The organism is Halomonas sp. E19 (assembly GCF_052439355.1).
Taxonomy (GTDB): Bacteria; Pseudomonadota; Gammaproteobacteria; order Pseudomonadales; family Halomonadaceae; genus Halomonas.
This window is the reverse complement of record NZ_JBNFWU010000001.1, coordinates 2,533,049-2,553,916: the sequence shown is the minus strand read 5'-3', so window position 1 is coordinate 2,553,916 and position 20,868 is coordinate 2,533,049. Positions and strand designations below refer to the sequence as shown.

15 protein-coding genes and 4 pseudogenes are annotated in these 20,868 nt (G+C 66.9%); 13 read left to right on the top strand and 6 right to left on the bottom strand.

Annotated features, from left to right (window positions below; all coding sequences use genetic code 11):
- Positions 1-333 precede the first annotated feature (333 nt).
- The 4 genes and pseudogenes from zipA (at position 334) to ACUDAL_RS13355 (ending at position 6,902) form a co-directional block, all read left to right on the top strand.
- Entirely contained in the window at positions 334-1,689 is a 1,356-nt protein-coding gene (zipA, locus tag ACUDAL_RS13370) for a cell division protein ZipA (RefSeq protein ID WP_444678464.1), read from the top strand.
- A gap of 104 nt (positions 1,690-1,793) precedes the next feature.
- A pseudogene (gene ligA, locus ACUDAL_RS13365) lies at positions 1,794-3,856 on the top strand (NAD-dependent DNA ligase LigA).
- Positions 3,853-4,122 (top strand): YheU family protein, encoded by a 270-nt coding sequence (locus ACUDAL_RS13360; protein ID WP_010630056.1) that lies wholly within the window; start codon positions 3,853-3,855, stop codon positions 4,120-4,122. The pseudogene ligA and the gene ACUDAL_RS13360 overlap by 4 nt, the downstream one beginning before the upstream one ends.
- A 197-nt stretch (positions 4,123-4,319) precedes the next feature.
- Positions 4,320-6,902, top strand: coding sequence for a putative bifunctional diguanylate cyclase/phosphodiesterase (locus ACUDAL_RS13355; protein ID WP_444678463.1), 2,583 nt, complete (start codon positions 4,320-4,322; stop codon positions 6,900-6,902).
- Between the two features lie 37 nt (positions 6,903-6,939).
- On the opposite strand, the gene mnmC is transcribed toward ACUDAL_RS13355, so the two are convergent.
- Positions 6,940-7,902: an FAD-dependent 5-carboxymethylaminomethyl-2-thiouridine(34) oxidoreductase MnmC gene (mnmC, locus tag ACUDAL_RS13350; RefSeq protein ID WP_444678462.1), complete on the bottom strand. Its 963-nt coding sequence runs from the start codon at positions 7,900-7,902 to the stop codon at positions 6,940-6,942.
- Here mnmC and ACUDAL_RS13345 point away from each other — a divergent pair.
- A complete protein-coding gene (locus tag ACUDAL_RS13345) occupies positions 7,824-8,024 on the top strand; it encodes a hypothetical protein (protein ID WP_444679449.1) in 201 nt (66 codons plus the stop codon). The genes mnmC and ACUDAL_RS13345 overlap by 79 nt on opposite strands.
- 44 nt (positions 8,025-8,068) lie before the next feature.
- Here ACUDAL_RS13345 and mnmD read toward each other — a convergent pair.
- Both mnmD and ACUDAL_RS13335 read right to left on the bottom strand, forming a co-directional pair.
- Positions 8,069-9,037: pseudogene (gene mnmD / locus ACUDAL_RS13340) on the bottom strand (tRNA (5-methylaminomethyl-2-thiouridine)(34)-methyltransferase MnmD); the annotation flags it as partial.
- A gap of 129 nt (positions 9,038-9,166) precedes the next feature.
- A complete protein-coding gene (locus tag ACUDAL_RS13335; protein ID WP_444678461.1) occupies positions 9,167-9,466 on the bottom strand; it encodes a YciI family protein in 300 nt (99 codons plus the stop codon).
- 184 nt (positions 9,467-9,650) lie between these two features.
- On the opposite strand from ACUDAL_RS13335, the gene ACUDAL_RS13330 reads away from it, so the two are divergent.
- Both ACUDAL_RS13330 and ACUDAL_RS13325 read left to right on the top strand, forming a co-directional pair.
- On the top strand, positions 9,651-10,508 hold the full coding sequence (locus tag ACUDAL_RS13330) for a PHP domain-containing protein (protein ID WP_444679380.1): 858 nt from the start codon (positions 9,651-9,653) through the stop codon (positions 10,506-10,508).
- Between the two features lie 31 nt (positions 10,509-10,539).
- Positions 10,540-11,162: pseudogene (locus ACUDAL_RS13325) on the top strand (L-threonylcarbamoyladenylate synthase).
- A 15-nt stretch (positions 11,163-11,177) separates the two neighbouring features.
- Here ACUDAL_RS13325 and ACUDAL_RS13320 read toward each other — a convergent pair.
- From ACUDAL_RS13320 to ACUDAL_RS13310, 3 genes and pseudogenes are all read right to left on the bottom strand, one after another.
- Positions 11,178-12,059 (bottom strand): ion transporter, encoded by an 882-nt coding sequence (locus ACUDAL_RS13320; RefSeq protein ID WP_444678460.1) that lies wholly within the window; start codon positions 12,057-12,059, stop codon positions 11,178-11,180.
- Between the two features lie 45 nt (positions 12,060-12,104).
- Positions 12,105-12,563, bottom strand: coding sequence for a hypothetical protein (locus tag ACUDAL_RS13315; protein WP_444678459.1), 459 nt, complete (start codon positions 12,561-12,563; stop codon positions 12,105-12,107).
- Between the two features lie 161 nt (positions 12,564-12,724).
- Positions 12,725-12,928: pseudogene (locus ACUDAL_RS13310) on the bottom strand (CYTH domain-containing protein); the annotation flags it as partial.
- A gap of 132 nt (positions 12,929-13,060) precedes the next feature.
- Between ACUDAL_RS13310 and ACUDAL_RS13305 the strand changes: the two are divergent.
- The 6 genes from ACUDAL_RS13305 to glrR all read left to right on the top strand — a co-directional run bounded on the left by ACUDAL_RS13305 (position 13,061) and on the right by glrR (position 20,862).
- Complete coding sequence (locus ACUDAL_RS13305) at positions 13,061-13,741, top strand: TIGR00153 family protein (RefSeq protein ID WP_444678458.1); 681 nt, start codon at positions 13,061-13,063, stop codon at positions 13,739-13,741.
- 67 nt (positions 13,742-13,808) lie between these two features.
- Positions 13,809-15,074: an inorganic phosphate transporter gene (locus tag ACUDAL_RS13300; protein WP_444678457.1), complete on the top strand. Its 1,266-nt coding sequence runs from the start codon at positions 13,809-13,811 to the stop codon at positions 15,072-15,074.
- Positions 15,075-15,202: 128 nt separating this feature from the next.
- Positions 15,203-16,516 (top strand): amino-acid N-acetyltransferase, encoded by a 1,314-nt coding sequence (argA, locus tag ACUDAL_RS13295; protein WP_444678456.1) that lies wholly within the window; start codon positions 15,203-15,205, stop codon positions 16,514-16,516.
- 863 nt (positions 16,517-17,379) lie between these two features.
- Positions 17,380-18,879, top strand: a complete 1,500-nt coding sequence (locus tag ACUDAL_RS13290; protein ID WP_444678455.1) for a sensor histidine kinase — start codon at positions 17,380-17,382, stop codon at positions 18,877-18,879.
- On the top strand, positions 18,876-19,430 hold the full coding sequence (locus tag ACUDAL_RS13285) for a hypothetical protein (RefSeq protein ID WP_444678454.1): 555 nt from the start codon (positions 18,876-18,878) through the stop codon (positions 19,428-19,430). The genes ACUDAL_RS13290 and ACUDAL_RS13285 overlap by 4 nt, the downstream gene beginning before the upstream one ends.
- 22 nt (positions 19,431-19,452) lie before the next feature.
- Positions 19,453-20,862 (top strand): two-component system response regulator GlrR, encoded by a 1,410-nt coding sequence (gene glrR, locus ACUDAL_RS13280; RefSeq protein ID WP_444678453.1) that lies wholly within the window; start codon positions 19,453-19,455, stop codon positions 20,860-20,862.
- Positions 20,863-20,868 lie beyond the last annotated feature (6 nt).

The following is a 20,868-nucleotide window of genomic DNA, read 5'->3' as shown; positions in this document are numbered from 1 at the left end:
TCGCCTGAAACGCCAGCGCCGAGTGCCCCGCCTGGACCAGGTAGGGGAAAACAACCACCTCAGTGGACAGGGTGCCACTGCCGAAGACGAGGAGATCCCAACTGGGAATTGCCTAACGGCGGCGCACGCGTCGTCAGCCCTGCCAAGTACGATGTAAAGGCCAAGCCGAAGCTGGAGCGCCAGGAGCATCCTGGGCCTTCGCGCGTGCTGGCCGAATTCAAGGAGAGGCCGGACCCTTCGCCTGTCACGCATTCCGAGCCTGCGGCAGCGACACGCAGCAAGCCGGCCGTACACGCATCGACAGGTGCAGCTGTCAAGGCGGCGCCGGACGCCGTGGCCGCCGCGCTGCGGTCGGGTGCCGCAACCCCGGCCGACGCTGCGTCTGCAGCGGCGGTAGAAAAGCCGAGCCCCGCGACCGATCCGGCACCCGCCAAGCGCGAGACCGAACGCAGCGAGCCGACCCTGGCCGACCTCCCTTCGCATGACGCTGCGCCTCCGACCAAGCCGATCGAAGTCGAAAGCGCAAAAATCGAACGCGACGAGATACAAAGCGCTGCGGCCGAACGCGACGCTGTTGCCGCACGCCAGGCATCGACCTCCGCCGCCGAACCCGCTGCGACCAAGACCACGGCTACAACGGCCGAGTCGCCGCAGCCCGCCAGCACCCAGCGGCGCGAGCCGGTGCTTTCTGCCCTTGACGACGAACCAACCCTGGCGGCAGCGGACGAGCCGCTGATGGCAGATCCCGAGGATCACGACGAGCTGCACGATGAAGACGAGCGCTACCGCCTGGTCGATCTCGAAGGCATGGGCGACTCGATCAAGAGCAGCTCGCGCCGCATGGGCCAGTCGGTGCAGCGCTTCGGCCTCTCCATGCAGCAGCGCATGGCCAAGCGCCGTGAGCAGAAGCGCGAGGAAAAGGCGCGCCGCGAGAAGGAGCGCGCCGAGAAGGCCGCCCGTGAAGCCGAGCGTCGTCGCGTAGAGGCCGAAGCCCAGGCCGCCCGGGATGCCGAGCGCCGTCGCCTGGAAGCCGAGGTCATCGACCTTGCCGATGACGATGATCCGCTGTTCGCCCCGTCGCGCCCGCGCTCCGCCGAGTTCGAGCATGCCGCCTACGGCGAGCCGGCCGCTCCGCTGCCTGAAGCCATCAACGATGACGACGACGTGGTACGCGCCCACCCGACCCTGGCGCGTGCGCTACGCCACAACGTCAACGCCGAGCGGGCACGCGAGACGCTGAGCCAGGCCGACGAGATCATCGTCATCAGCGTGCTGTCGCGCGACGAGGAGGGCTTCTCGGGCGGGGCGCTGCTCAACCTGATGCTGGCCTGCGGCTTGCGCTACAGCAGCGAGATGGGCATCTTCCACCGCTTCGAGACCGAGAACCCCGACAGCGAACTGCAGTTCTCGATGGTCAACGTGCTCAAGCCGGGCACCTTCCCGATCGAAGCGATGGACGAGTTCCGTACCCCGGGCATCACTCTGCTGATGCCGCTGCCCGGCGCGCTGGATACCGCCGCGGCGTTCGAAGCCATGGTTGAGACCGCCATGGTCATCGTGCGCAACCTCGGCGGTGAGCTGAAGGACGAGAACCACAGCGTGATGACGGCCCAGACCGTGGAGTTTGCTCGCCAGAGAGTGAAGGAGTTCGAGCGGCGCAACCGCCTCAACCGCTATCAGGTGAACTGACGCCAAGCCGACAAGCAGGCAAGGCGGCCCCGACAACCCCGTGAGCGATCACGGGGTTGTCGTGTTAGTGGCTGCCACCATTCAACACGAGACCTAGCCGATCCATGAACCAGCCAGACCAGGACACCCTCGACGAGATCGCCCGGCTGCGTGCCGAGCTCGATGACGCCAACTATCGCTACTACGTGCTCGACGAGCCGCACCTTACCGACGCCGAGTACGACCGTAAGCTGCGCCGCCTGCAGGAGCTGGAGCAGGCCCATCCCGAGCTGGTGACGCCCGATTCCCCCACCCAGCGGGTGGGCGCGCCGCCGGACGCCGGCTTCCCCGCGGTCGAGCACGCGGTGCCCATGCTGTCGCTGGACAACGCCTTGAACGAAGAGGAGCTCGAAGCCTTCGTCAAGCGGGTGGCGGAGCGGCTGGAAATCGACTCCGAGACGATCCGCTTCTGCTGCGAGCCCAAGCTCGACGGCGCCGCCGTGTCACTGGTCTACGAGCGCGGCGTGCTGATCAGCGGCGCGACCCGGGGCGACGGGCGCACCGGCGAGGGCATCACCTCCAACCTGCGCACGCTGCGCTCGATCCGCTCAAGCTGCGTGGCGACGCTCCCGAGCTGCTCGAAGTGCGCGGCGAGGTGATCATGAGCCATGCGGGTTTCGAGCGGCTCAACGAGCGCGCCCGGGAAGAGGACGGCAAGGTGTTCGCCAATCCGCGCAACGCCGCGGCGGGCAGCCTGCGCCAGCTCGACCCCGAGATCACGGCCAAGCGGCCGCTGGAGTTCAGCGCCTACCAGGTGGCGCGGATCGAACCGGACCCGGGTGATGCCAGCCACAGCGAGCTGATGACGCACCTCAAGGCCTTCGGCTTTCGTACCAGCTCCCTGCTGGAGGTGGTCACCGGCAGCCGTGGCGTCGTCGACTACTGCCGGCGGCTGGGCGAGCGGCGCGACGGCCTCGGCTACGACATCGACGGTGCGGTGATCAAGGTCGATGACCTGCGTCTGCAGCGCGAGCTGGGCTTCGTCGCCCGGGCGCCGCGCTGGGCCACTGCGTTCAAGTTCCCCGCCCAGGAGGCGACCACCCGGCTCAACGACGTCGAGTTCCAGGTCGGTCGCACCGGCGCGATCACCCCGGTGGCGCGCCTCGAGCCGGTCTCGGTGGCCGGGGTCACCGTCTCCAATGCCAGCCTGCACAACGCCGACGAGATCGCCCGCCTCGATGTCATGATCGGCGACAGCGTGGTGATCCGCCGCGCCGGCGACGTCATTCCCCAGGTGGTGCGGGTGCTGCCCGAGAGGCGGCCCGCCGACGCGCGCGAGATCGTTTTTCCCGAGCGCTGTCCGGTGTGCGACGCCGAAATCGAGCGCCTCGAAGGGGAGGCGGTAGCGCGCTGCTCGGGCGGACTCTACTGCGCTGCTCAGCGCAAGGAGGCGCTCAAATACTTCGCCTCGCGCCGGGCCATGGACATCGACGGCCTAGGGGAGAAGCTGATCGACCAGCTGGTCGAGCTCGATTGGGTCAAGACGCCTGCCGATCTGTTCCGCCTCGATGCTGAACGCCTGGCCACGCTGCCGCGCATGGCGCAGAAGTCCTCCGAGAAGCTGGTGGCGGCGCTGGAGAAGGCCAAGAGCACCACGCTGCCGCGCTTCATTTTTGCTCTGGGCATTCGTGAGGTGGGCGAGGCCACGGCGGCCAACCTGGCCCGCCACTTCGGCACCCTGGACGCGCTGATGGAGGCCGAGCAGGCCGACCTCGAAGCGGTAGCGGACGTTGGCCCGGTGGTGGCCGCTCACGTGCATACTTTCTTCCGTCAGCCGCATAACCGCGAGACCATCGAGGCCCTGCGCGAGCAGGGCGTGAACTGGGCCGAGGAAACCATCGGCGAGCGGCCCCAGCCGCTGGCGGGGCAGACCTGGGTACTCACCGGTAGCCTGGAGAGCATGACCCGCGACGAAGGCAAGGAGCGCCTGCAAGCGCTGGGGGCCAAGGTGGCCGGCAGCGTCTCCAAGAAGACCACCGGCGTGGTGGCAGGCGAGGCCGCCGGAAGCAAGCTGGCCAAGGCGCAGGAGCTGGGCGTCGAAGTGCTCGACGAGGCCGCTTTCCTCGAACGGCTGGCGGCCTGGGAGCGCGGCGAGGGCGCGCCGGACAGTGAAGGGGAGCCGTCATGAGCGGCCGTTTCATTGAAGTGCCCTACCGCATGCTGCCGGGCGAGACGCTGGATGCCCTGCTGGAGGCCTTCGTCACCCGCCAGGGCTACGACACCACTGACACCGGCGAGGGCATGCGCGGCTGGGTCGCCGAGCTCAAGCGTCAGCTGGAGCGCGGCGAGCTGCTCATCGCCCACGACCTGCAGACCGAGACCACCGAGGTGATGACGCTGGCCCAGTGGCGCGCCTTCGGCCGCGACCTGGCCGACGACGAAGAGGAAGGATAGGCGGCCGACTCGACTAAGGATGAGTGCCGCCGCGGCGGAACATCGGGACATATTGATGCAGGTCAAAGGCAGGCGACGACAATGTGTCGAGAATGTAACAGCATTCTTCTGCCGTTAGCTCAGGGTTGAGGTTCGGCGCCTCCTGTCTTGTGATTGGGAACGTCATGTTGACCCATGCCCGCGCTTTGCTTTCCTGCATGCGAACCCTCAAGGGCTTCGTGCTGGTCGCCATCATCTCGGCCTCGATGACCGTCTTCGCCGGGGTGACCCTGGTGACCACCCTGCTCTACGAGAACATCCTGGCCCGCCAGGCCGAGCAGACCTCGGAAACCCTGGCCAGGCAGAGCTTCACGGCCATGCTGCAGATCATGCGCCAGGGCTGGACCCGAGAGCAGATGGAGGCCTTCATCGAGGAGACCCAGCAGCTCTATGCCGGAAGCGGCTATCGGTTCGCCTTCTACCGCGGCGAGCGCGTGTCCGAACGCTACGGCGAGATCGACCAGCCGGCCATGGATATCGTCATCCAGGCGGCCTTCGCCTCGGGCGAGGCGCGGGTCTGGAACCAGGATGGCCAGGTGCGCCGCGTCATACCGCTGCTGGCCCGCTCGGACTGCCTGACCTGCCACCAGAATGCCGCCACCGGCGACGTGCTGGGGATCATCGACCTCCAGCACGACCTGTCGCCCATCAGCCGTGAGATGCGTCTCAACTATGTGGCGATGTTCCTGGTGGCGTCGGTGTTCGTCCTGCTACTGGCGCTGGCCATCTCGACCCTCTTCTCCGATCGAATCCAGCGCACTCTGGGGCTCTTTCGCCAGCGCATGTCCGCAGTGAATTCGATCGAGGACTTCCGCCAGCTCGACGTGACCGATGCCAATGTGCCGTTCATCGAACTCAACGATGCGCTGCAGCAGGTCAATGCCCTGGTGGGGCGGCTGCGCAACGTGGCGGTGGACAAGGACATCCTCGAGTTCGAGATCCGCCTGCTGAGCAAGTTCATCATCACTTCCGACGTGGTGCGCGACTGGCGCGAGTTCATCAAGGAGCTGCTGGGCGATATCAACACCATCATCGTGGCGCATACCCTGGTGACGATCTTCCAGGTCGAAGAGGAGGGCTACGAGCTAGAGGTATTCTGGTACCGCGAGGTGACGGCGCAGACGCAGCAGACCTTTGCCCACCTGCTGACCCAACTGCTGGAGCGACACCACAACGGCCAGGCCGCCGCCGTGCTCAAGGTGACGCACCACAGCGTCTGCAGCGCGGCAGAGGATGGCCAGCCCATGCACGACCTCTCGGCCGAGGATATCCGCCTACAGACCAAGTCGCTGCTGCTGGAGGCGCCGAAGATTGGCGGTATCGTTGGCATCGGCGTGCAGTCGGACCTGGCGCAGGACCCGATCCGCCACATCGTCATCGACGGCATCCTGTCGACGCTGCTCAACCTGGTGGGCTCGGTCAAGGCGATCTACAAGTACACCAAGGATCTTGAGTTCTACGCCACCCGCGATCCGCTGACCAACCTGCATAACCAGCGCGTCTTCAAGGACATGCTGCACTACGAGGTGGCCCGTGCGTCGCGCCACCAGGATCGCTTCAGCCTGCTGATGCTCGACATGGACAACTTCAAGTCCGTCAACGACCGTCACGGCCACGCCTTCGGCGACCAGTTCCTGCATGCCGTGGCCAATACCCTGGCGCACTCGGTGCGCCCCGGTGACTTCCTGGCGCGCTACGGCGGTGACGAGTTCACCGTCATCCTGCCGGAAACCAGCGAGGAGCAGGCCTACTCGGTGGCCATGCGCATTGCCCAGAACCTGACCAGCCAGGTGCTCACTGCTCCGGATGGCACGGCGGTGCGCGCCACCACCTCGGTGGGCATCGCCAGCTATCCCAACCATGCCGCCAATTCCCACGACCTCTTCCTGATGGCCGACAACATGATGTACAAGGCCAAGCGCAAGGGTAAGAACTGCGTGGCGCTGCCCGACGACGAGGAAGTGGCGGCGGTGTTCCGTGAGGTAGGCGAGAAGAACCAGATGGTGCTCAGCGCGCTGGAAGAGCAGCGCATCGTGCCCTACTTCCAGCCCATTGCCGACGTCAACACGGGTGAAGTCCATATCCACGAGCTGCTGATGCGCATCCAGATCGGCGAGCGCATCATCCCCGCCGGCGAGTTCATCGAGATCGCCGAGAGCATCGGCGTGATCCACAAGATGGACTACCTGCTGATCGAGAAGGCCTTCGCCCAGATCCGCGAGCAGGGCTACGACGGCATGCTGTTCATCAACCTGTCGCCCAAATCGCTGATCATCGGTGAGTTCATCGCTCACATTCACCAGTTGGCCATCGACTACGGCATCAAGCCGAGCCGCATCGTATTCGAGCTCACCGAGCGCGAGACCGTCAGCAACCTCACCCTGCTCGAGAAGTTCGTGCTCGACCTTAAGCTCGAAGGCTTCAATTTCGCCATCGACGACTTCGGTTCAGGCTTCTCCTCGTTCCGCTATCTCAAGCAGTTCCCCATCGACGTGATCAAGATCGAAGGGGAGTTCATCCGCAACATGCTGCAAGATGAGAAGTACATGGCCTTCGTCAAGAGCATCGTCACGCTGGCGGGGAGCCTGGGTGTCAGCACCATCGCCGAGTTCATCGAGGACGAGGAGGTGCTAGCCGCCGTGGCCGAGCTGGGGATCGACTACGGCCAGGGCTACCACCTCGGCCGGCCTTCGCCGCGCTTCGTCACCGCCAGCCGGGCCGAGCGGCTCACGTCACAATGACGCCTGTGACTGAGTCGCCGGCGGGCGCGGCAACGCCCTAGTGTCCGCGGATCAAGTCGCGAATGATGCGCCGCCCCGGGTGGAGATGATCCACCAGCGGCCACTCCAGCGGCAGGGGCTCGTCGCAGATCCGCGAGGCGATCAGCTCGGCGCACAGCGGGGCGCTGGCCATCCCCCGCGAGCCGTGGGCGGCGCTGATCCACAGTCCCGCATGGTGGCGTCCGGCGATCTCGGGCACACGCGAAGCATCCTTGGCCAGCACGCCGTAGTCGTGCCGCCACGCCGCGGCGTCGGGCACCGGCCCGCAGTACGGTGACTTGTCGGGGCTGGCGGCACGCACGCCGACCCGCCCGGTGAGCCGCTGCGGCGAAAGGTCGGCCCCGGCGGCACGCAGGCCCGCCACCAGCGCGGGCAGGCCGCGCTCGAGCTCCGCCAGGTTGGCGGCGTGGTCGGCCTCGCGTTCCGCCATGTCGGTCTCCTTGGGCCCGAAAGTGGCGCCGAAGTTGAGCACGCCGTCCGCCGCTGGGGGCACATAGCCGCCGGCGCACACCACCCGGCCGAGCCTGGGAGCGCCTTCGGGCACTCGCAGCTGGCTGATCTGACCGCGCACCGGCTGCAGCGGCAGCGCTTCGGACTGGGCAAACCGGGCCGCCTCGACGGCGGCGGCGATCACCACCTGATCGGCCGCGAGGCGTTCGCCGTCGGCCAGCGCCAGGGTCCAGCCCGATGCGTCGGGCTCCAGCGCCGTCACCTCGGCCTGGCGGAAGCACACCCCCGGCGTGGCCGCCAGGCGCACGCACAGCTCCATCGGCTTGACCCAGGCGGCGCAGGGTAGTCCAGCGCCGGCGCGCCGACATCGACACCGGCCACGGCGCTGGCCGTCTCGGCGTCGAGCCCACGCACCACGCTTTCGGGTAAGGGGTGGTTGGCCAGGAAGCGAGCCTGGCGCGCCTGTTCCTTGTCGTCCAGAGCGAGCTGCAGTACGCCGCTGGGCTGCCACAGCGCCTGCTGCGGGTCGAGCTGGGCCAGCCAGCGCCGGCTGTGCAGCAGCCCGGCCAGGTAGGTGCGGCTCTGCAGGTTGGTATCGGCGGCCAGCTTGACGTAGAGCGCCCCTGCAGGTGAGTGGTGCCGAGGCTGGCGCGATCGAAGCGATCGATCAGCGTCACCGCGATGCCGCGCCGCGCCAGGGCAGCGGCGACGCTGGCCCCGGCGATGCCGGCGCCGATCACCGCTACGTGGCGGGGCGGCTGGACGGCGGGCGGAGTGAACCAGGGCGTGGCCTGGCGGCGAGCATCCGGCGGCGGCGAGGCGATTTCACCGACCAGCATCTCGCGCTTGCGACCGAACCCTGGCGCCTTACGCCAGGCAAAACCGGCCGCCGCCAGGCCGCGCTTGACCGCGCCGGCACAGGTAAAGGTGGCGAAGGTGGCGCCGGGGCGCGAGCGGGCGGCCATGGCGTCGAACAGCGCCTGCTGCCACATTTCGGGATTCTTCGCCGGAGCGAAGCCGTCGAGGAACCAGGCGTCGACCTGGCCGTCGAGCAGGGCCAGGCGCTCGGCGGCATCGCCCAGGTGCAGGTCAAGGGTCACCCGCGGGGAAAGCCACAGACGATGCACCCCGGTAACCGGCTCGGGCCACTGCGCCAGCAGCGCCTCGGCGCGCTCGGCCAGGTCGGGCCAGGCGGCAAGCGCGCGGGCCAGGTCGTCGCGGTGGAGCGGATACTTCTCGGTGGAGACCAGGTGCAGCCTCGCCTGTGCCGGGGCGTGCGTCTCGAAGCAGGCCCAGGCGCACAGCATGTTGAGCCCGGTGCCGAAGCCGGTCTCGCCGATCACGAAGGGGCGGCCGGCGGGCCATGCGGCCAGGCGCTGCGGTAGGCCGTTGCCCTGAATGAAGACATGCTCGGTCTCGGCGCGGCCGTCGTGGCGCGAGAAGTAGACGTCGTCGAAGGCCGGCGAATGGGGGCTTCGCCGCCGGCCGCGTCGGGCTGCCAGTCGAGGCGGGCGGGCTCCAGGCCGGCTAGCGGCGGAAGGGGGCGTAAGGGAAGGACACGGGCTTCTCCGAAGCGTGGGCACGCGATGCTCAAGAGTTGATCGATGGCGCCGGGCCGGCCTGCCATGGGGGCTGGCGGCAGGCATCCGCGGCGTGTCAACAGTGTTATCCACAGGAACTGTGAGTAAGGCGCCTGGGGGCAACGGCCAGGGGAAGGGGCGTATCGCGGGGCCGGCCGGCGGCGTTCTGCGCGCCGCGCGCCCGGCCCCGGTGGCTCAGGGCAGGACCTTCTTGAACGGCTTCACGGTCACCTTGGCATAGACCCCGGCAATCATGTAGGGGTCGGCATCGGCCCACGCCTGCGCCGCCTCGAGGGTGTCGAACTCCGCCACCACCAGGCTACCGCTGAAACCGGCTTCGCCGGGGTTGTCGGCGTCGATGGCGGGGTGGGGGCCGGCCAGCACCAGGCGACCCTCGTCGCGAAGCTTCTCCAGGCGCGCCAGGTGGTCGGGACGGGCCGCCAGCCGGCGTTCCAGGCTGTTGTTGACGTCTTCACAGATAAAGGCGTAGAGCATTGCAGCGTTTCCTCGGGCAGCGCGGCACATACCGCGGTCTCGTAAGGTGCCGGCATTGACCGTCGTCGGGCGGACGCGCACCATGGGCGATTATTCTGACAAAGTTGCTCCCCTGCGTCATGCCAACCGCTCAGTTCCCCTGCGTTTCACCGGCGATCCCGCGCCTATCGGGGTCGATTTCCACATGCACTCGACGGCCTCGGACGGCGCCCTCGCGCCCGCCGACCTGGTGGCCCTGTGCGCCCAGCGCGGCGTGCGGCTGATGGCGCTGACCGACCACGACACCATGGCCGGCGTGCCGGAGGCCGCGGCGGCCGCGGCAGACCTGGGGATCATGCTGGTGCCGGGAACCGAGCTCTCCACCCTGTGGCAGGGCATCGGTATTCATGTGGTGGGCCTGCTGCCTGAAGGGGCCAGCGGCGAACTCGCCGCCGGGCTCGAGGCCCAGGCCCGCTCCCGAGAGGCGCGAGCCAGAACCATCGCCGAGCGCATGGAAAAGCTCGGCCTCGACAACGCCCTGGCAAGGGCCCGCGAGCAGGCCGGGCCCTACCGCCCGCTAGGCCGGCCCGATTTTGCCCGCGCACTGGTGGCGGCGGGGCTGGTGCCCGACGTGGCCACGGCGTTTCGCAAGCACCTGGGCAGCGGCAAGGCGGGCGACGTCAAGGCCCACTGGCCGGCGCTGGACGAGGTGGTGGGCTGGATCGTGGCAGCGGGCGGGGTGGCGGTGCTGGCACATCCGCTGCGCCATGGCCTGACCCGGCGCAAGCGCGGCCTGCTGCTCGACAGCTTCGTCGAGGCCGGCGGCCAGGCCGCGGAGTGGGTCAACGGGTTCCAGAATGCCGACGTGACGCGGGACCTGGCGCGCCAGCTCGACGAGCGTGGCCTTTATGCCTCGCTCGGCAGCGACTTTCACTTCCCCGGCGGCCACCTGGCGCCGGGCAGCATGAGTCCGCTGCCGCGTGCCGCCGTGCCGCCGGTATGGGCGCACCCGACGCTAGCCGGTGTCATCGCAAACTACCACGGGCCTGCCGGCGCGCTATAGTGGGCAGATCGAACAGAGCAGGGAACCGAACATGAGCCAATTTCTACAGATCCACCCGGACAACCCGCAGCAGCGCCTGATCGCCCAGGCGGTACAGATCGTGCGCCAGGGCGGGGTAATCGCCTATCCCACCGACTCCGGCTACGCGCTGGGCTGCCACCTGGGCGACAAGAAGGCGATCGAGAAGATCAAGTGGCTGCGTTCGCTGGACGACAAGCATAACTTCACCCTGGTGTGCTCCGACCTTTCCGACATCGGCACCTACGCCAAGGTCGACAACAGCGTGTTTCGCCTGCTCAAGGCCAATACCCCGGGGCCTATACCTTCATCCTCCATGCCACCACGGAAGTGCCGCGCCTGCTGCTGCACCCCAAGCGGCGCTCCATCGGCGTGCGCGTGCCCGATCATCGCATCACCCATGCGCTGCTTGCGGCGCTGGGCGAGCCGCTGATGAGTGTGACGCTGATCCCAGTGGGTGAGACGCTGCCGCTGACCGACCCGGAGGAGATTCGCGACCGCTACAGCGCCCACCTGGATGCGATCATCGATGGCGGTGCCTGCCACCTGGAGCCCACCAGCGTGATCGACCTGCGCGAACTGCCGCCGACCATCGTGCGCGAAGGGCGCGGCGACCTGGCGCCGTTCGGCGGCTGAGCGGGCCGCCCGGCGTCAGCGCGCCCTCTTGCCTCGCGGCTTGCGCTTGTTGGGATCGGGCGTTTCCTCATCCAGCCAGGTGCCGCACTTGAGGCAGTAGCGTGCCCGCCGCTCGTGGCGGTCGTGGCCACAGCCGGGGCAGGCTTGTTCAGAGTAGCGGTCGGCGCGAATCGAGCGGATCACCTCGGCGGAGAACACCCCGGTGGGCACGGCGATGATCGAGTAGCCGATCAGCATGATCAGCGTCGAGATGGACTGGCCAAACGGCGTGACGGGAACGATGTCGCCATAGCCCACCGTGGTCAGGGTGACGATGGCCCAGTAGATCGAGATGGGGATGCTGGTGAAGCCCGCCTCGGCAGGCTCGATCATGTACATCAGCGAAGCGAACAGGGTCACCAGCAGGAACACGGTGAACAGGAACAGGAAGATCTGGTGCACGCTGTTCTTGAGGGCTTCCACCAGCAGGCGGCCTTCGCCGACGAACTGCATCAGGCGCAGCACGCGGAAGATGCGCAGCACCCTCAGCAGGCGCACGATGACCAAGGTCTGGGTGCCGGGTATCAGCAGCATCAGCCAGGTGGGCAGGATGGCCACGATGTCGATCACGCCGTAGAAGCTGCGCACGTACCGCATCGGCTTGTCGAGGATATAGAGGCGTATCGCCAGCTCGACGGTGAACAGAAGGGTGAAGCCCCACTCGATCCAGTAGAACCACTCGCCGTAGGCGGTGCTGAAGCCCTCGACGGTATCGAGCATCACCACCAGCACGCTGGCCAGGATCACGACGATCAAGGCGATATCGAAGGCTTTTGCCAGCGGGGTGTCCGACTCGAAGATGATCTGGAACAGGCGCGTGCGCACGCCTTCGCCGGCTGGACGGAAAGGCGCTGTCATGGCTTGGCTTCCTGCATCAAGGGCTCCTGAATCCTTTCCTGTGACTTACGACGCCAGGCGCTGCGCGAGTTGCAGCGCGGTACGCCCAAAATCGACGCCGAGCCAATCGGGCTCTTCCAGCAGGGCCGCCAGCCGGCCGGCCTCGGGGTGGCCGTCGGCCTCCAGTACCTGCAGCGTCGCCCTGGCGTGCGCCTTCCAACCATCCTCGCCGGTATCGGCGTAGGCGTCCAATGCCAGCAGGGCACGGTGCAGCCGTTCACCTGCCAGGGTGCCATCGGGCAGGGTCCACTGGCCGGTGAGCAGCGCACTGCCTCGCAGGGCCTTGCTGGCGTCGGCTGGGCGCAGTGCCAGCGTTTCGGCGAAGGCCCTGGCCAGCGACCAGAGCGCCTCGGCGTCGCCATGCTTGAGTTCGAGTTCCAGCTCTCGAATCGGTACCTGCCGTCCGGCGGCGCGAATCTCGCCCTGGTCCAGCGCCACCTCGATGTGGGCCTCGGCCAGCTCCAATTGCCAACGGCGGCGCTCGAAGTCGGTGGTGAAGCGCGGCTCAAGCGGGCCAGCAGGTCCGGGCCCAGCTCGGCCATGGGCGGCAGCGCGGCGAGCCGCTCGCGGTCGAGCGCCTCGCCGGCCACCGGCCACTCCCATTCGCCGCGCTGGCTGAGCCCGCCGCTGCCCACCCCGCTGGTCTTCAGCGTTTGTATCCAGTGCCCTTCCTGGTAGCGCAGGCGCAGCGCCATGCCGCGTGACTCCAGCGTGCCTTCGGCGGTGTCGTAATAGGTGTTGGCCAGGCGCCGGGTGTCGGCAGGCAGGCGCTGCAGCAGCGGATGCCGGCACAGGCGCTCGGCGCTCTCGCGGGCCAGCGCCAGCTTCATTTCGATCTCTTGGCTCACGTAGTAACTCCTTGAACCTGTTCCCGTGCGGCGGGCGTCAGGTGATTTTTTCGATGACGTAACAAAGGCCAGTCTCTATACTGGCGCCGCCATTCCACAAGCGCATGATACGCCATGGTAAAGCCCAACCCGTTTTCCGCGATGTTCGGCCGCTCGCCTTTCCAGCCCCTGCTGGCCCACATCGAAAAGGCCAGCGAATGTGCCGACCAGCTGCTGCCCTTCTTCGAGGCGTCGCTGGCCGGTGAGTGGGAGGACGCTGCTCGAATCCGCGAAACCATCACTCAGCTCGAGCACGACGCCGACAATCTCAAGACCGAGCTGCGCCTCAACCTGCCCAATACGCTATTCCTTCCCGTCTCCCGCAGTGACCTTCTCGACCTGATCACGGTTCAGGACAAGATCGCCAACAAGGTGCGCGATATCACCGGCATCATGCTGGGTCGCCGCATGCGGGTTCCCGACGAGCTGGCCCAGCCGATGCGCGACTACATGCAGACCTCCGTGGCCTGCGTCGCCCAGGCGCGCCAGGCCCTGGAAGAGCTCGAAGACCTGCTTGAGTCCGGCTTCGGGCGCCACGTGACCGACGTGATGCTCAACCTGATTCGTGAGCTGCACGTGCTCGAACAGCAGGCCGACCATCAGCAGATAGCGATTCGCCGCCAGCTCTTCGACCTGGAGGATCGCCTCAAGCCGGTCGATGTGGTCTTCCTCTACAAGATCATCGATTGGGTCGGCGAGCTTTCCGATCGCGCGGAACGCGTCGGCAGCCGCCTGCAGATTCTCACCGCACGGTAAGAGCTGACGCCACCGGCGATCCCGGGGCGGCATCTCTCGCTCAGACAGCCACATAGGAACCAACCCTATGTCGATCATTGCGCAGCACGGTGAAGTGTTCATCATCCTCGCCTGCCTGTTCGGTTTCTTCATGGCCTGGGGCGTGGGGGCCAACGACGTCGCCAACGCCATGGGCACCTCGGTGGGCTCCAAGGCCATCACCATCAAGCAGGCGATCATCATCGCCGTGATCTTCGAATTCCTCGGCGCCTGGCTGGCCGGCGGCGAGGTGACCGCGACCATTCGCGGCGGCATCGTCGACCCCGTACTGCTGCAGGCCAATCCGGAGCTGCTGGTCTACGGCATGCTCTCGGCGCTGCTAGCCGCCGCCATCTGGCTGCTGGTGGCCTCAGCCAAGGGCTGGCCGGTGTCCACCACCCACTCCATCGTCGGTGCCATCGTCGGCTTCGGTGCGGTAGGGCTGGGCATGGAGGCGGTGGCCTGGGGCCGGGTCGGCACCATCGCCTCGAGCTGGGTGGTGTCGCCGCTGCTGGCCGGCACCATTGCCTTTATCCTGTTCAAGTCGGTGCAGCACCTGATCTTCGAGGCCAAGGACCCCTTCGCCGCGGCCAAGCGCACCGTGCCGTTCTATATCTTCCTGGTCGGCTTCATCGTCTCCATGGTCACCCTGACCAAGGGCCTGACCCATGTGGGGCTCGACTTCACCTTCGCCCAGAGTTTCCTGCTTTCCCTGCTGATGGGGCTTGGCATCATGGGCCTCGGCATCCTGATGGAGAGCCGAGTCAAGGGCGAGCGTCATATCGACGACCAGTTCGGCTACGGCAGCGTGGAGCGGGTGTTCGGCGTGCTGATGATCTTCACCGCCTGCGCCATGGCCTTCGCTCACGGCTCCAACGATGTGGCCAACGCTGTGGGGCCGCTGGCGGCGGTGATCAGCGTGGTGCGCAGTGATGGCGTGATCGACTCTGCGGCGCTGGTGCCCTGGTGGGTGCTGATGCTCGGCGGCGGCGGCATCGTGGCCGGTCTGGTCACCTACGGTCACAAGGTCATCGCCACCGTCGGCACCGGCATCACCGAGCTGACCCCCAGCCGCGGCTTTGCCGCCACCCTGGCGGCGGCTACCACCGTGGTGCTGGCCTCGGGCACCGGGCTGCCCATCTCCACCACCCATACCCTGGTGGGGGCGGTGCTCGGCGTGGGGCTGGCACGCGGCATGGCGGCGCTCAACCTGCGCGTGATCGGCACCATCGTCATGTCATGGCTGATTACCCTGCCGGCGGGGGCCGGCCTGGCGATCATGTTCTTCTTCCTGTTCCGCGCGATCTTCGGCTGACGCGCACCTCGCCTGGCAACAGCGGCTGGCGACCGCGGCGGCGGCATCCTACGGGTGCCGCCGTTTTCGTCGCTCTGATATAGTCGTCTCGCCACCCCTTCCTCTCATCTCCTGCCGGAGAGCGGCCTTTGGATAACCGTTTCCCTTTTGCCGACTGGTTTCGCAATTCGTCCCCCTATATCAATGCACACCGGGGCCGAACCTTCGTGATTCTCATCGAAGGCGAGGCCATGGCGCGCGGCCGCGGCGAGCAGCTGATCCAGGATCTGGCCCTGCTGCACACCCTGGGCGTGCGCCTGGTGGTGGCGTTCGGCATCCGCCCCCAGGTGGAGCGAGCGCTGAGTGAAAGCGGCATCGTGCCGCAGCACCACAACGGACGCTGGGTGGCCGACGAGCAGCTGATGAGCTGTATCCAGCAGGTGGCGGCCGAACAGCGGCTGTGGCTGGAGGCGCGCCTCTCATTGGGCCTGCCCAATACTCCGTTGCACGGGGTCGAGCTGACCGCGGTATCCGGAAACCTGGTGATGGCCAAGCCGCTAGGCGTGCGTGACGGCGTCGACTATGACCACAGTGGCGAGGTGCGCCGGGTGCGCGTTTCGGCGGTGCAGGGGCTGCTCGACCGCGGCTCGCTGGTGCTGCTGCCGCCGCTGGGCTTCTCCAGCACCGGGGAGGTCTTCGACCTGGATGCCTCCGAGGTAGCGCAGCATGCCGCCATGGCGCTGGGGGCCGACAAGCTGATCCTGCTGGGCGAAGCGGCCGGGCTCTACGACGAGAACGGCGCGCTGCAGCGCCAGCTGACCCCGGCCGAGGCGGAAACCCTGCTGGCCCGTGCCACGCTTGGCGAGGAGCAGGCCAGGCACCTGGCCGCGGCCTGCGAGGCGGCGCGCCATGGCGTGGCACGTACCCACCTGCTGTCGTGGCACGATCACGATGCGCTGCTTGCCGAGCTCTTCACCCGAGATGGCGTGGGCACCATGATCACCCAGCATCGCTACGAACAGCTGCGCCTGGCCGAACTCGGCGACATTGGCGGCCTGCTCGAGCTGCTCGAGCCCCTGGAGCGGCGTGGCATGCTGGTACCGCGCTCGCGTGAGCGGCTGGAGCACGAGATCGACGACTATCTGGTCATCGAGCGCGACGGCATGGTAATCGGCTGTGCCGCGCTGCACTGCTTCGGTGACGCCGATATGGGTGAGCTCGCCTGCCTGGCCATTCACACCGAGTATCGCGGCGGCGCCCGCGGTGCGCTGCTGCTGTCGGGTATCGAGCGCCGTGCGCGGCGGCTGGGGATCGCCTCGCTGTTCGTGCTGACTACCCATACCGCCCACTGGTTCGTCGAGCACGGTTTCCGGCCGGCGGATATCGACGTGCTGCCACCGCTGAAGCGCGACACCTACAACCACGCCCGCAAGTCCAAGATCCTGGTCAAACCCCTCGCTTGACCCCTCAATAGCACGCCTGCGTGCTGCCGAGCCTGCCTCGGCAGCGCCTGTTGTCGCCGTGCGGCAACGCGGCCTGCCCTGTTGTCTCTTCGTGGCAACACCGTAAAGCATTGATGTAATAATAGTTTCTTCCATGCCAAGGAATGCTGTCGCCAAATGCTGACAAAAAAGAGCGCCGAATGGCTCGTTTCGGCGCGGATCGAGTCGCTGCGCGACGCGCTGCCTTTTTGATATTACTTAAGCTGTTGTTTTTAAATTAAATTAAGAAAAGATGGCACGGCTATCGCAATAGTCTAGGTGAGCGGCGAAGAGGTGATTCACACGGCTCGAATCACCAGGTTGTCGAGAAGCTCGGGGACCACCCCCATGCCCTGTGCACCCGGGCGTCACGATGACAACGTTTGCTCCGCGATGTGTAACTCAGGTTGCGATGAGACGGGTACCGCCGCCAGGCATGGAAGGGTACCTGAAGGGCAAGGATGCCCCGGCAAGGATGCCTCATCCCCTTCGGGGGATCGAATTTCGGGCCAGCGCTTACGGTTGATGTAGCGATGGTGCCAAGGAACGAAGCCGAGCGGGCGTACCGCTTGTCTGCCCCGACCAGCTCCTGGAAGCTCATGGGCGTCGGCAGGGCTTCGCGGCCTTCGGGCCACGGAAAGTATGTGACATGGCTCGGCCAGGCGATCGATGTCGATATTTTCCACCCCCTTTAGTTCCCTGCGTACTTGGGCCGGCCTTGCCGGCAGCTTTTTACATAGCGGCAGCATTTCCTGCCCCAGTGCACCGGTCAGGTGCGGAACTCTGTTATTCTTTCAGGCAAGGCTATGGTGGTCCCCACTTCTCTCCTGAGCACACTATTGGTCATGACCAAACGGGTCTCGCGCCGTTGGCGTCCGCGCTCCTTGCCGCAGCTGGTATTGATGGCGTTTCTGGTGGTAATGCTGCCGCTGGGCATTTTGATGTATCAGGCCGGTCAGGCGCTCGCCGAGCTTTCCCAACTGGCCGACGTGAGCGCGCGTCAGGCCGTAGAGCAGTCGCGTCGTGCGCGCCAGCTCAGTAATCTGGCGGTGGAGATGGAGCGCAGCGCGCGCCAGTACGCGGTGCTGGAGCAGGAGAGCCTGCTCGACATCTACCACGAGAAGCACACCGAGTTTACCGCGCTGCTGGCCCAGCAGCGCCGGCTGCTGGCCAACGACACCGACCTGCGCGCGCTCGAGGAGCAGCTGTTGCTGCTGTCGCAGCTGCCGGAGCTGGAGCCCGAGGCGCTGGAGCTGTGGCTCGCCCTGTTCGGCCCGTTCGCCGAGCACACCGAGGCGATTCGCCGCGCCACCAACCAGCAGATCGACAACCGCATCGAGCTGATTCGCGAACGCGCCCAGGCGGTGCAGACCCGGCTCTGGTCGCAGACCGCCGCGCTGGTATCGGCCAGCCTGTTGCTGATGCTGCTGTTCAGCTGGCTGATCGTGCGCCCCGTGCGCCAGCTCGAGCGCCGCATCCTCGGCATCGGCAGCGGCAAGGAACACATTCACCTCGAGCATATCCAGGGGCCCGCCGAGCTGGTCAGGCTGGGTGACAGGCTCGACTGGCTATCGACCCGGCTCAGCGATCTAGAGGCGCAGAAGCAGCAGTTCCTGCGCCACATGTCGCATGAACTCAAGACCCCGCTGGCCAGTGTCCGCGAAGGCTCGGCGCTGCTAGCCGACGGCGTGGCCGGCGAGCTGACGCCACGCCAGCGCGAGATCCTCTCGCTGATCGACGCCAGCGGCAGCGAGCTGCAGCGTCTGATCGAACAGCTGCTGGACTACAACCTGCTGCAGCACAGCCAGGGGATCCGCCTGGAGAGGGTCGACCTGGCCGGCTTGATCCAGGCCACGCTGGCCAAGCATCGCCTGGCGCTGGAAAAGAAAGGCATGCAGGTGACCGTGTTCCCCGGCCCCCTGGAGTGGGTGGTGGATCGCATGGCCATGGGGCGGATTTTCGACAACCTGATCTCCAATGCCATCGCCTACGGTGAAGATGGCGGCATTTTGCTGATCCGGGCGCATCCGGGGCGGGATCATCTGTTCCTCGAGGTGGCTAATAGCGGCCAGGCCATCGCCGCTACGGACAAGGCGCGTCTGTTCGAACCTTTCTATCAGGGCCGTTCGCGGCGCAAGGGGCCGCTGAAGGGCTCCGGCATCGGCCTGTCGGTCGCGGCGGACTGCGCCCGCCTTCATCAAGGCGCGTTGGCGCTGGTCGACGACCCGGAGCTTGCCGTCTGTTTCCGCCTGACGCTGCCGCGCCGCGCGGCTCCCTTGACCCAGCACGGACGCAAGAGAGAGCCCAAGGAAAGGGGCATCAGTGCACGGAGCGAGAGAGTATGAACCCTACGGCGTTCAATGCCGGCGTGGTGGCAGTGGCCCTGGTTCTGGGCGGCTGCCAGTACCTGCCTGACTATGCCTTGTTGCAGGACGAAGAGAACGAAGCCGAGGTCGATGTCGTCTGCGGGGGCGAGCCTTCCTTTGTCGAGGGCGCCTGCCTGCTGCCCGACTGGGTGGCCTTCGGCCTTGCCTCCCAGCGTGGCGACCACCACTGGCGCCGTGACAAGCTGCAGGAACTCGAGGGCCGGCAGGGCATTGATGTGAGCGAGCGTGAGCTGGTCCGCGCGGTTGCCCTAGCCTGGGGCACCGAGCGGCAGTGGGCGCAGGCTTCCGAGCTTTACCGGGCGCATATCGACCAGGCGCCGGCCGACCTGCAGCCGCTGCTGCGCTACTGGCTCAACGAGCTGGAGGGACGGCGCGCCATGGCCAGCCAGACTGAGCGCTCCCGCAGCCAGCTCTCGGCGCTGCAGCAGGAAAAGGCCGAGCTTGCCGAGAAGCTCGAAGCGCTCACCACCATCGAGCAGAATATCAACCTGAGACAGCAGTCGCCCTGAGCGGCGAGGAGTAGATGACGTGATGCAAGCGGCTCGACTCGCTGATCACTCCAGAACCGAGGCCCGCAGGAGCGCCGGCCGCGAGGCGCAGGCTTCCGGTGCCCATATCCTGCTGGTAGACGACGATGTCAGCCTACTGCGGCTGCTGGGCATGCGCCTGGAGAGCCGCGGCTTTCGTGTCACCACGGTGGAGAGCGGCCCCGAGGCGTTGCGCTGCCTGGCGGAAGAGCGCCCCGACCTCGTGCTGTCGGACCTGCGCATGGACGAGATGGACGGCCTGACGCTGTTCCAGGCGATACAGCGTCAGGTCCCCGGCCTGCCGGTGATCATCCTCACCGCCCACGGCTCGATTCCCGATGCGGTAAATGCCACCCAGCAGGGCGTATTCAGCTTCCTGACCAAGCCCGTCGACCGCGACGAGCTGTTTCGAGCCATTGATGAAGCCCTGGCCCAGGCGCCTCCCGTCGGCAGCGAGGGCGACGACACCTGGCGCGCCGCCATCCTTACCCGCAGCCCCGAAATGGAACGCGTGCTGGAGCAGGCCCACATGGTGGCGGCCTCCGATGTCAGCGTGCTGATCACCGGCCCCTCCGGCTCGGGCAAGGAGCTGCTGGCACGTGCCATCCACGATGCCAGCCCGCGCGCCAACAAGCCGTTCGTGGCGATCAACTGCGGTGCGCTGCCCGAGCAGCTGCTGGAGAGCGAACTTTTCGGCCATGCCAAAGGCGCCTTCACCGGCGCAGTGAGCGAGCACAAGGGCCTGTTCCAGGCGGCGGACGGCGGCACGCTGTTTCTCGACGAGATCGGCGACATGCCGCTGCCGCTGCAAGTCAAGCTGCTGCGTGCGCTGCAGGAGCGCCAGATACGTCCGCTCGGCTCGACCCAGTCGATTCCGGTCAACGTGCGTATCCTCTCCGCCACCCATCGTGACCTCAGTCAGGCCATGCACCAGGGCGAGTTCCGCGAGGACTTCTTCTACCGCCTCAACGTGGTCAACCTGAAGCTGCCGGCGCTGAAAGACCGTGCCGAGGACGTTCCGCTGCTGGCGCGCCACCTGGTGGCCCAGGCGGCGGCCCGCCACAAGCCGTTCGTGAAGGGGTTTTCGCCGGAGGCGCTCAACCTGCTGGCCACCAGCGCCTGGCCCGGCAACGTGCGGCAGCTGGTCAACGTGGTGGAGCAGTGCGTAGCGCTGACGCGTTCGCCGATGATCCCCGAAGCGCTGGTGGCGCAGGCCCTGGCCGCCGAAGACAGCGCGCTGCCCACCTTCAACGATGCCCGTGCCAGCTTCGAGCGTAGCTACCTGGTCAAGGTGCTCAAGATTACCGAAGGCAATGTGACCCAGGCCGCGCGGATCGCCGGACGCAACCGCACCGACTTCTACAAGCTGTTGGCTCGTCACGAGCTGGAGCCGAGCACCTTCAAGCCGGAGTAACGCCCG